Origin of the sequence: Streptomyces chartreusis (genome assembly GCF_008704715.1) — a bacterium.
GTDB classification, from domain to species: Bacteria; Actinomycetota; Actinomycetes; order Streptomycetales; family Streptomycetaceae; genus Streptomyces; species Streptomyces chartreusis.
This window is the reverse complement of record NZ_CP023689.1, coordinates 1,000,112-1,012,755: the sequence shown is the minus strand read 5'-3', so window position 1 is coordinate 1,012,755 and position 12,644 is coordinate 1,000,112. Positions and strand designations below refer to the sequence as shown.

Here is a 12,644-nt window from a genome sequence, read left to right as displayed (position 1 = left end):
GCGTGCCCACTGACGACAAGACTCTGACGTATCTCAAGCGGCTGACCACCGACCTTCGCCAGACCCGTCAGCGGCTGCGCGAGGTCGAGGCCCGGGACCACGAGCCGATCGCGATCGTGGGGATGGGCTGCCGGTTCCCGGGCGGGGTGGACTCCCCGGAGTCGTTGTGGGACCTGGTGGCGTCCGGTGGCGAGGGTGTGTCGGAGTTCCCGGCGAACCGCGGCTGGGACCTGACGGGACTGTTCGGGGACGGGCCCGGCCAGTCGTCGTCGCGGCAGGGCGGCTTCCTTCACGACGGCGCCGACTTCGACGCCGAGCTGTTCGGGATCTCGCCGCGCGAGGCCCTCGCGATGGACCCGCAGCAGCGCCTGCTGCTGGAGACCTCGTGGGAGGCCCTGGAACGGGCCGGCGTCGACCCGCTGTCCCTGCGCGGCTCGCGCACGGGCGTGTTCGCGGGACTGATGTACCACGACTACGCCTCCCGGCTGCCGGCGACGCCGGACGAGGTCGAGGGGCTGCTCGCCAACGGCAACGCGGGCAGCGTCTTCTCCGGGCGGGTGGCGTACGTCTTCGGCTTCGAGGGCCCGGCGGTGACCGTCGACACGGCGTGCTCGTCCTCGCTGGTGGCGATGCATCTGGCGTGCCAGTCCCTGAGGTCGGGGGAGTGCGACACGGCTCTCGCCGCCGGTGTGACGGTCATGGCCACCCCGGCCACCTTCGTGGAGTTCTCCCGGCAGGGCGGGCTCGCGTCGGACGGCCGCTGCAAGGCGTTCGCGGAGTCGGCCGACGGCACGGGGTGGTCCGAGGGCGCCGGTGTGCTCGTGCTGATGAGGCTGAGCGAGGCGCGCAGGCAAGGGCGACCGGTGCTCGCCGTGGTGCGGGGGACGGCCGTCAACCAGGACGGCGCGTCCAACGGCCTCACCGCGCCCAACGGACCGTCCCAGCAGCGGGTGATCCGCCAGGCCCTCGCCAACGCCGGCCTGTCACCGGCCGAGGTCGACGCGGTCGAGGCGCACGGCACGGGCACGCGGCTCGGCGACCCCATCGAGGCCCAGGCCCTCCTCGCCACCTACGGCCAGGCACGTGACGACGACGGCGAGCCGGTGTGGCTGGGGTCCGTGAAGTCGAACCTCGGGCACACGCAGGCCGCCGCGGGCGCCGCCGGCGTCATCAAGATGGTCATGGCGCTGCGCGCCGAACGCATGCCCCGCACCCTGCACGCCGACCGGCCGTCCTCCCACGTGGACTGGGAGGCGGGTGCGGTACGGCTGCTGACCGAGGAGCGGGCGTGGCCGCGAGGCGCGCGTCCGCGTCGGGCGGGGGTGTCGTCGTTCGGCATCAGCGGCACGAACGCCCATGTCGTCATCGAGGAGGCCTCGGCCACTGCCGCGACGGCATCCGAAGGCGCCCCGGAGCCCGACGAGTCCGCTGTCGAGGAGACCGAGGCACCGGCTGTCCCGTCCCAGGCGGTCGAACTCCCCGTGATTCCGTGGGTGGTCTCCGCACGCGGGGCCGATGCCCTGCACGGCCAGATCGAACGACTCGCCTCGGTCGACGGCGACCCCCTGGACACCGGCTTCTCCCTGGCGGCCACCCGCGCCGCCCTCGACCATCGAGCGGTCGTCCTCGGCCGCGACCTCGACGACCTGCGCGCACAGCTCGCCGCACCCGTGATCAAGGGCGCGGCGACGGAGGGCCGTACGGCCTGGATGTTCACCGGTCAGGGCAGCCAGCGCCCCGGCATGGGACGGGAACTCGCCGCCACCTTCCCCGAGTTCGCCGCCGCCCTCGACGAGGTCTGCGCACTCCTCGACACCGAACTGGCCTTCCCGCAGGAGCCCCTGCGCTCCGTCCTCTTCGGCGACGACGAGAAGGCCCTCCAGGACACCGGCTACGCCCAGTCCGCCCTCTTCGCCCTGCAAGTGGCCCTCATCCGACTCCTGCGCTCCTGGGGCACCGAACCCGAGGTCGTCTTGGGCCATTCGGTGGGCGAGTTCGCCGCCGCCCACGCGGCCGGAGTACTTGAACTCCCTGACGCGGTACGGCTGGTGGCGGCCCGCGCACGGCTCATGCGGGCCCTGCCCGAGGGCGGTGCGATGGCCGCGATCGAGGGCACGGAGGCGGAGGTCACCGAGCTCCTCACGGACGGCGTCGTCATCGCCGCCGTCAACAGCGCCACCTCGGTCGTCGTCTCCGGGCACGACGACGCCGTACGACAACTGCTCGACGCGGCACGTCAACAGGGCCGCAGGGCCACACCGCTGCACGTCTCGCACGCATTCCACTCGCCGCTCATGGAACCGATGCTGGCGGAGTTCGCGGGCATCGCCGCCCAGGTGACCTACCACCGCCCCACCCTCCACGCGGTGAGCACCCTGACCGGCGCCGTGCTCGACGGCGACGACTGGACGACGCCGGACTACTGGGTACGGCAGGTGCGGGAGGCCGTACGCTTCCACACCGCCGCCCGCAGCGCAGTGGACGAACTCGGCGTCGCCCGCTTCCTCGAACTCGGCCCCGACCCCGTCCTGTCCGCGCTCGTGGACACGGTCCCGGCGGCATGTGTGCTGCGCCGCGACCGCGACGAACGGGAGACGGCCCTCACCGCCGTGGCCGAGCTGTTCGTACGCGGCACCACGGTCGACTGGACGGCCGTCTTCGCCGGCACGGGCGCACGCGAGGTGCCCCTGCCGACGTACGCCTTCCAGCGCCGCCGCTACTGGCTCGAAGCACCGCGCACCACCGCCGACGCCGCGGGCCTCGGCCTGCGCCCGGTCCGGCACCCGCTGCTCGGCGCCGCCGTGTCCGTCGCCGACACCGACACGCTGCTGCTGACGGCACGGCTGTCCGTCGCCGACCAGCCGTGGCTGGCGGGCCACGTCGTGGCCGGCACGGTGATCGTCCCCGGCACCGCGCTGCTGGAACTGGCGCTGGCCGCCGGGGAACGGGCCGGCTGCGACCGCATCGACGACCTCACCCTCCACGCCCCTCTCGTCCTCCCGACGGACCGGCCGGTCGAACTCCAGGTGGGCGTGGAGTCCCCGGACGCCGCCGGACACCGGGCCCTGCGCATCCATGCCCGCCCGCACGACACGGCCGACGAACTGCCCTGGACGCTCCACGCCTCCGGGACCATCGCCGAGACCGCGCCGACGGCAGAGCCCTGGGACCTGCGTGTGTGGCCGCCGCAGGACGCGGAGCAGATCGAACTCGACGGACTGTACGAGCGATTGGAGTCGGCGGGCCTGTCCTACGGCCCGGCGTTCCGCGGCCTGGAAGCCGTATGGCGCTCAGGTGAGGACTGGTTCGTCCAGGCCACGCTGCCCGAAGCGGCCACCGACGGCGGCGAGGGATACGGCGTGCACCCGGCGCTGCTGGACTCGGTGCTGCACGTCCTGGGCCTCTGGGAGCACGACGGCACCCGACTGCCCTTCCTGTGGTCCGGCGTGGAAGTGTCCGCCGTGGGCGCGTCCACGATCCGCGTCCGACTCACACCGCGAGGCGACGACACGGTCGAACTCCGCGTCGCCGACGCCACCGGCGAACCGGTCGCCACCATCGACAGCCTCCTGCTGCGCCCGGTCGCCCCGACGGAGCTGGAGCGCGGCGACTCGTTCGTCCGGGATGCCCTGTTCCGCGTCGACTGGCGCCCGCTGGGCCAGACCGGGGACGCCCGGAGCACCGAATGGGCCGTCCTCGGCGGGGACACGGCCCGTTACGGCACCCCGTACACCGACCTGGAGGCTCTGCGTACGGCACTCGACGCCGGCGCGCAGACGCCGAGCACCGTTGCCTTCCCGGTCACGACGGCCCCAGCCCGCCCCCTCCGAAAGACCGTCACCGAGACACTCGGCATCATCCAGGACTGGCTGCGGGAGCCGCGCCTCGCCGACTCCCGCCTGCTGATCGTGCTCTCGGGTCCGACCGACGACGAGGAACCCCTCACCGACCCTTCGGCGGCCGCCGTACGCGGCCTGGTCCGCACGGCCATGACCGAATACCCGGGCCGTATCGCCCTCGCCGACCTCGACCTCGACCCCACCTCCTGGGAGACGCTCGCGGCGGTGCCGGAGACGGTGGGCGAGGTGTTGATCCGCCGGGGGAGTGCCCGGGTGCCGCGCTTGGCCCGCCTCGCCGGCGGGGATGTGCTCGTGCCGCCGGTGGGCGCGGGTGCCGGTTGGCGGATGGATGTGGTGACCCAGGGGCGGCTGGACGGTGTGGCTCTGGTTCCGGAGGAGCCGCGTGCGCTGCGAGCCGGTGAGGTGCGGGTCGCGGTACGGGCGGCGGGCGTGAACTTCCGTGACGTACTGAACGTCCTCGGCATGTATCCGGGTGATGCCGGACGGCTCGGGCACGAGGGCGCTGGCGTCGTCGTGGAGGTGGGCCCGGAGGTGACCGGCCTTGCGGCCGGGGATCGCGTGATGGGTCTGCTGGACGGGGCGTTCACACCGACGGCCGTGACCGACGGCCGCCTGCTCACCCGGATCCCGGAGGGGTGGTCGTTCGAGCAGGCGGCGTCGGTGCCGATCGTGTTCCTGACCGCCTACTACGCCCTGGTGGACCTGGCCGGGTTGCAGGCCGGGGAGTCGGTGCTGGTGCACTCGGCCGCCGGTGGTGTGGGGATGGCTGCCGTGCAGCTGGCCCAGCACTTGGGCGGCGAGGTGTACGGAACGGCGAGCGAGCCGAAGTGGCCGGTCGTGCGTGAGCTTGGGGTTGCGGAGGAGCGGATCGCTTCGTCGCGGACCACGGAGTTCGAGCAGCGGTTCCAGTCGGGTGTGGATGTGGTGCTGGACTCGCTCGCCGGTGAGTTCGTGGACGCGTCGCTGCGGTTGGTTCGGCCCGGTGGCCGGTTCGTGGAGATGGGCAAGACCGACATCCGTGACGCCGAGGAGGTACGGGCCGAGTACGGCATCGACTACACCGCCTTCGATCTCATCGACGCGGGTCCCGACCGGATCGCCGAGATGTGGGCCGCCCTGCTGGAGCTGTTCGAGCGGAGTGCGCTGCGGCCGAACCCGGTGACGACCTTCGACGTGGGTCGGGCGCCGGAGGCGCTGCGCCTGCTGGGGCAGGCCAAGCATGTCGGGAAGGTCGTGCTGCGGGTGCCGTCGCCGTGGGGCGGCGCGGGCACGGTGCTGATCACGGGCGGTACGGGTGGGCTGGGTGCGGAGGTCGCCCGGCACCTGGTCGCTGTGCACGGTGTACGGGACCTGCTGCTGGTGTCGCGGCGTGGTGCGGCGGCTCCGGGCGCCTGTGAACTCGTGGCTGAGCTCGAACAGTTGGGTGCTCGGGTCGGTGTGCGGGCTTGTGATGTGGCTGATCGTGAGTCGCTGGCCGCGGTCCTGGATGGGGTTGACCTGTCGGGTGTCGTGCATGCGGCGGGCGTACTCGACGACGGTCTGATCGGTGATCTGTCGGCTGAGCGTGTGGGCCGTGTGGTGGCCGCGAAGGCTGAATCGGCCCTGCATCTGCATGAGTTGACGGCTGATCGTGAGCTGTCGGCGTTCGTGCTGTTCTCGTCGTTCGCGGGTGTGGTGGGTAATGCGGGTCAGGCGGCGTACTCGGCGGCGAACAACGTGCTGGATGCCTTGGCCCTGAATCGCAGGGCCCAAGGTCTGCCTGCCGTGTCGCTGGCGTGGGGCATGTGGGCGAACGCCGACGGTATGGGCGGAACTTTGGGCCGGGCCGAGCTGGAGCGGATGGCCCGGCAGGGCTTCCCTGCGCTGGAGACGGGCGAGGGGCTCGCTCTCCTCGACGCCGCGCTGCTCGTGAACGACCCGATCGCCGTCCCCGTAGCCCTGCGCACTTCGGCGCTCGGCGAGGCCGGCCACGGTGCTCTGCCTGCCGTCCTGCACGACCTGGTGCCGCTCCGGGCACGTCGTCGTGCTGTCGGCGCTGCCACTGCGGCCGGTGGTGAGCTGGCGCGTCGACTCGGCGGGTTGGCGCCTGCTGAACAGCGCAGGGCCGTACTGGAGTTGGTCCAGGCGCAGGTTGCCGTGGCGCTCGGTCATGCCTCGGCTGCGTCCGTGGACGAGACCCGCAGTTTCAAGGACCTCGGGTTCGACTCGCTGACCGCCGTCGACCTGCGTAACCGACTCGGTTCCGCGACCGGCGTCACGCTCCCCGCCACGCTCGTCTTCGACCACCCGAACCCCAACTCACTGACCGACTACCTCCTCGAACAGGTCCTCGGCGAGATCAGCGCACAGACTCCCTCGCAAGCGCGTGGTCATGCGGCGACTGCTGTCGATGAGCCGGTGGCGATCGTGGGCATGGGCTGTCGTTTCCCGGGTGGGGCGGATTCCGCTGTGGGTTTGTGGGATCTGCTCGTGGAGGGCAGGGACGGGCTGTCGTCGCTGCCGGCGGATCGTGGCTGGGACCCTGCCCTGTTGGAGGGTCTGGCCGCGGTTGGCGGCTTCGTTGAGGGTGCTGCGCTCTTTGACGCAGAGTTGTTCGGGATCTCGCCGCGTGAGGCGCTGGCGATGGATCCGCAGCAGCGGTTGCTGTTGGAGACGGCGTGGGAGGCGTTGGAGGACGCGGGGATCGACCCGTCGTCGCTACGCGGAACCGCTACGGGTGTCTACGCCGGCGTTTCCGCCAACGGCTACGGCAGCGGCACGGTCGACGATCCGCAGGGCAACACTGAGGGGTACCTGCTGACGGGCAGCACACCCAGCGTCGCGTCCGGTCGCCTGGCTTACGCCCTGGGGCTGGAGGGCCCGGCGATGTCCGTGGACACGGCCTGCTCGTCGGCTCTGGTCGCTCTGCATCTGGCGTGCCAGGCGTTGCGGTCGGGTGAGTGTGATCTTGCCTTGGCCGGCGGCGCGACCGTCATGGCGACGCCGACGATCTTCCTGGAGTTCGCGCGGCAGGGTGGGTTGGCGGGTGACGGTCGGTGCAAGTCGTTCGCCGACGGCGCCGATGGGACGGGCTGGGCCGAGGGTGGCGGTGTTCTGGTTCTGGAGCGCCTGTCCGATGCCCGGCTGAACAACCATCCGGTGCTGGCTGTGGTGCGGGGCTCGGCGGTCAATCAGGACGGTGCGTCCAATGGGCTGACCGCGCCGAACGGTCCGTCGCAGCAGCGGGTGATCCGGCAGGCATTGGCTGCCGCGGGAGTGGACGCTGCCGAGGTCGATGCCGTCGAGGCGCACGGCACGGGTACCCGGCTCGGTGATCCCATCGAGGCTCAGGCGCTGCTCGCCACTTATGGTCAGGCCCGCACCGACGACGATCCCCTCTGGCTCGGCTCGATCAAGTCGAACATCGGGCACGCGCAGGCGGCAGCCGGTGTCGCGAGCGTGGTCAAGATGGTGATGGCCCTGCGTGAGCAGACTCTGCCGCGCACGTTGCATGTCGATGAGCCGTCGTCTCACGTGGACTGGTCGGCGGGTGCGGTGGAGTTGCTGACGGAGGAGCGGGCTTGGCCGCGCGGTGAGCGTCCGCGTCGGGCAGGCGTGTCGTCCTTCGGGATCAGCGGGACCAACGCCCACGTCATCCTCGAAGAGGCCCCGGCGGCTACTTCGCCGCGCAAGCCGGACGCCGCGTCCGACCTCCCGGTGACTCCGTGGGTCGTGTCGGCTCGCACTGCCGATGCCTTGCGTGCTGCTACGGCACGGCTGGTAGCGCACGCCCATGACGGCAGTTCGGAGGACGTCGGGTTGTCGCTGGCGACGACCCGGGCCGCGCTGGAACACCGGGCGGTGCTCCTTGGCCGTGACGGTGACGTGCTGGGGTCGGGGCTCACGGTGAGCGGTGTGGTCACGGAGGGCCGTACGGCCTGGATGTTCACCGGTCAGGGCAGTCAGCGGCCCGGTATGGGGCGTGAACTGCGCTCCGCCTACCCGCAGTTCGCCCGTGCCTTCGATGAGACGGTGGCGCTGCTGGAGGCCGAGCTGTCGGGCGTGGACGGTTTCCCGCTGCCGTTGCGTGAGGTGTTGTTCGCGGATGGTGGTCTTCTCGATCGCACGGGTTATGCGCAGGCGGCGTTGTTCGCGGTTCAGGTGGCGTGCGTTGAGCTGCTGCGGTCGTGGGGTGTGGCGCCGGATGTGGTGTTGGGTCACTCGATCGGTGAGTACGCGGCCGCGTACACGGCCGGGGTCTTCGAACTCCCCGATGCCGTAAGGCTGGTGGCAGCTCGCGCCCGCCTGATGCAGGCGTTGCCCGAGGGTGGCGCGATGGCCGCCGTCGAGGCCGACGAGTCGGAGATCGCCGACCTGCTCACCGCTGACGTGACGATCGCCGCCGTCAACGGCCCTACTGCCGTGGTCGTCTCCGGCACCGAGGAAGGTGTCGAGCGGGTCATGGCGGCGGTTCGTGAACGCGGGCGCCGGGTCACCCGTCTCCGCGTCTCGCACGCCTTCCACTCACCGCTCATGGAGCCGATGCTCGACGAGTTCACCACCGTCGCCGAACAGATCACCTACCGTCGCCCCCTGCTCGCGGCGGCCTCATCGGTCACGGGTGAGGTCGTCGGCGAGACCGACTGGACGACCCCCTCCTACTGGGTCCAGCAGGTACGTCGCCCCGTCCTCTTCCGCGACGCCCTGGCCGCCGCCACAGGATCGCTGGGTACCGGACGGCTGCTGGAGATCGGTCCCGACCCGGTGCTGAGCGGGCTCGTGGACCCGGCGACCGCGCCGTCCTTCTCCGTGCTGCGCAAGGGGCGCCCGGAGGCCGAGACGCTGCTCACGGGACTCGCCGAGCTCTTCGTCCGGGGCACACGCGTCGACTGGGCCGCCCTGTTCGAGGGCAGCGGTGCGCGCCGGGTGGCGCTGCCGACGTACGCCTTCCAGCGGCAGCGCTACTGGCTGGAGCCGTCCCGCGCCGCCGCCGACGCACGCGGTCTGGGCCTCGCCCCCGCGGAACATCCGCTGCTCGGCGCGGCCGTCACGGTCGCCGGGTCCGACACGCTGCTGCTGACGTCCCGCCTGTCGGTCCGTACACATCCTTGGCTCGCCGACCATGTCGTGGCCGGTAACGTCGTCGTACCGGGCACGGCGTTCGTCGAGCTCGCCCTCCAGGCCGGTGACCGTGCCGGTTGCGGGCGCCTGGCCGAACTCACCCTCCAGGCGCCCCTCGTCCTGCCGCCGGCCGGAGACGTCACCGTCCAGATCACCGTGGAGACCCCGGCGGCGGACGACGTCGAGGCGAGGACCCTCCGCATCTACGCCCGGCCCGATGACGCCACCCCCGACCAGCCCTGGACCGAGCACGCCACCGGCCTCCTGGACGACGCGGCAACCATGCCTCCGGCCGCACCCGAGCTGCGCGCCTGGCCGCCCGCCGGGGCCCGTGAACTCGACCTCGACGGCCTCTACGAGCGACTTCACCAGTCGGGGCTCTCCTACGGCCCCACCTTCCGCGGCCTTGCTCGCGCCTGGGCCTCCGGCGGCGACCTGCTCGTCGAAGCGGCCCTTCCTGAGCCCGCCACGGGCGAGGCCACGGCCTTCGGCCTGCACCCGGCGCTCCTCGACAGCGTGCTGCACGCCCTCGCGTTGCGCGCGGGGGACGAGCAGGGGGCGCTGCTGCCGTTCCTCTGGTCCGGTGCCGCGTTCCACACCGCCGGCGCCGGCGTCGTCCGGGCCCGGCTCACCCCGCGCGGATCCGACACGTACGCGCTGCATGTCGCCGACGCGGCCGGCGCCCCCGTCGCCGTCGTCGACTCGCTGGTGCTGCGGCCCGTCTCGGCGGCCGACCTGACCCGCGCGGCCACCGGCCCGGACGGCCTGTTCCGCCTCGACTGGGTGCCGGCGCCCCCCACCGACCGACCCGAGACCGCGCGCACCGGTCACTGGGCCGAGACCGCCCGCACTGGCCACTGGGCTGAGACCGCGCGCACTGGCCACTGGGCCGTGGTCGGCGATCGGGTCACGGCCGCATGGCGCGAGTCCGGCGTGCCGACCAAGCACTACGCCGACCTGGACGACCTCATCTCCGCCATGGAGGCGGGCGAGGCCGCACCGGCGGCCGTCGGACTGGTGGTCGCGGCCAACTCTGGTGAAGTCCTAAGTCCGGTTGCTGATCTCCTGGGTGCCATGCGGACCTGGCTCGCACACGAGCGATGGGCCGACACGCCCCTGGTGGCACTGACCACCGGCGCGGTCGCCCCGCACCACGCTTCCGGCACCGACGCCCCGGACCTGTCCGGCGCCGGCGCCTGGGGCCTGGTCCGGTCGGCGATCAGCGAGCACCCCGGCCGCCTCGCCCTCGCCGACATCGACGGCACCGCGGCCTCGTTCCGCACCCTCGCCGAACGGCTCGCCCCCCTCGACGAACCCCAACTCGCTCTCCGCGACGGCGAGACGTGGGTACCGCGCCTGGTCCGGATGGCCTCCGGCGGCATCCTCGTGCCGCCGGCCGCGACCCCGGGCAGGACCTGGCGCATGGAGGTGGCCGGGCAGGGCCGTCTCGACGGCGTCGCACCGATCACCGAGGAGCCGCGCCCCCTCGGCCCCACCGAGGTGCGGGTCGCCGTGCGGGCCGCGGGTGTGAACTTCCGTGACGTGCTGAACGTGCTGGGCACCTACCCCGGGGACGCCGGGCGGCTCGGGCACGAAGGTGCCGGTGTGGTCGTGGAAGTGGGCCCGGAGGTGACCGGCCTGGTGGTCGGTGATCGGGTGATGGGCCTTCTCGACGGGGCGTTCGGCCCGCTCGCCGTCTCGGACGCACGGCTGCTGGCGCGGGTGCCGGAGGGGTGGTCCTTCGAGCAGGCGGCGTCCGTGCCGATCGTGTTCCTGACCGCCTACTACGCCTTGGTCGACCTCGCCGGGCTCAAGCAGGGCGAGTCCGTACTGATCCACGCCGCCGCCGGCGGTGTCGGCATGGCCGCGGTGCAGCTCGCCCGCCACCTGGGGGCCGAGGTGTACGCGACGGCGAGCGAGCCGAAGTGGCCGGTCCTGCGGGACCTCGGAATCGATGACGAGCGGATCGCCTCCTCCCGGACGACCGAGTTCGAGCAGCGCTTCAAGTCGGGCGTCGATGTGGTGCTGGACGCGCTCGCGGGCGAGTTCGTGGATGCCTCGCTGCGGCTGGTGCGGCCCGGTGGCCGCTTCATCGAGATGGGCAAGGCGGACGTACGCGACCCGGAGCAGGTGGCGGCCACCCACCGTGGCGTCACCTACCGGGCGTTCGACACGTTCGACGCGGGTCCGGAGCGGATCGCCGGGATGTGGGCGGCGCTGCTGGAGCTGTTCGACCAGGGCGTGCTGCGGCCGGTCCCGGTGACTTCGTACGACCTGTCCCGGGCGCCGGAGGCTCTACGACTGCTGGGGCAGGCCAAGCACGTCGGGAAGGTCGTGCTGCGGGTGCCGTCGCCGTGGGGCGGCGAGGGTGCCGTGCTGATCACCGGTGGGACGGGTGGCCTGGGCGCTGAGGTCGCCCGGCACCTGGTCACCGAGCACGGCGTGCAAGATCTGCTGCTGGTCTCCCGGAGCGGGCTGAACGCCGCCGGGGCGGCTGAACTGCGCGATGAATTGGCGGAGTTGGGTGCCCAGGTGGAGGTGCGGGCGTGTGACGTCTCCGATCGCGCGGCGCTGGCTGCCGTTCTCGACGGTGTCGAGATAGCGGGTGTCGTGCATGCGGCGGGCGTACTGGATGACGGTCTAGTCGCCGATCTAACGCCGGAGCGTCTGGCCGGTGTGATGGCCGCGAAGGCCGATTCGGCCCTGTATCTGCATGAGTTGACGGCCGATCGTGACCTGTCCGCCTTTGTTCTCTTCTCCTCCTTCGCTGGTGTTGTGGGCAATGCCGGGCAGGCCGCCTACTCCGCCGCGAACAACATCCTCGACGCACTCGCCGCCACCCGCCGCGCCCAGGGACTGCCTGCGGTCTCCCTGGCCTGGGGCATGTGGGAGGCCGGTATGGGCGGGCGGTTGCCGCAGGCTGATGTCGCGCGGTTGCGGCGTGGGGGGCTGCCGCCGCTGGCCGCGAGCGAGGCGTTGGCGCTGATGGATGCCGCGCTCGTCGTGAACGAGCCGAACGCCGTCCCCGTCGCCCTGCGCGCCTCGGCGCTCTCGGGGGGCCCGGTGCCTTCCGTGCTGCGGGACTTGGTGACGTCGGCGGGGCGGCGTTGGGGTGCCGCTGCGTCGGGTGGCGCCGCCGATGGTGGTGGCCTGGTCGAGCGGCTGCGTGGGCTGGGCTCGGTCGAGCGGGACCGTGTGCTCCTGGACACGGTGCTGGCGGAGGTCGCCGGCGTGCTGGGGCATGCCTCGGCCGGGGCGGTGGATGCGTCTCGGGCGTTCAAGGAGCTGGGCTTCGACTCGCTCACGGCCGTGGACCTCCGTAACCGACTGAACGGCGTGACCGGGCTGCAGCTGCCGGCCACCCTCATCTTCGACCACCCCACGATCCTGTCCCTGCGCGACCACCTCGGCGCGGAACTCGTCCCCGCCGACGACGGGGACACCACCTTCCTCATGGGCGAGTTGGACAAGCTGCGGACGGTCCTCGCCGAGACCGCGCCGGCCGCTGACGACAACGTTCGCGCCGCGATCGGCGACCGGCTCCAGCAACTGCTCGCCACCTGGTCGGCGGGCGCCGGCGAAGGCAGCGGGCAGGACGCGGACAACCGGGTCGTACTCGACGACGCCACCGACGACGAGCTCTTCGCCCTGCTCGACGACAAGCCCTGGGTCGCCGAATGACCG

At 72.2% G+C, this 12,644-nt stretch carries 1 protein-coding gene; it reads left to right on the top strand.

Annotated features, from left to right (window positions below; translation table 11 throughout):
* The first annotated feature begins 2 nt into the window (after positions 1–2).
* Positions 3–12,641: a type I polyketide synthase gene (locus CP983_RS44280; RefSeq protein ID WP_150498580.1), complete on the top strand. Its 12,639-nt coding sequence runs from the start codon at positions 3–5 to the stop codon at positions 12,639–12,641.
* The last annotated feature ends 3 nt before the right edge of the window (positions 12,642–12,644 follow it).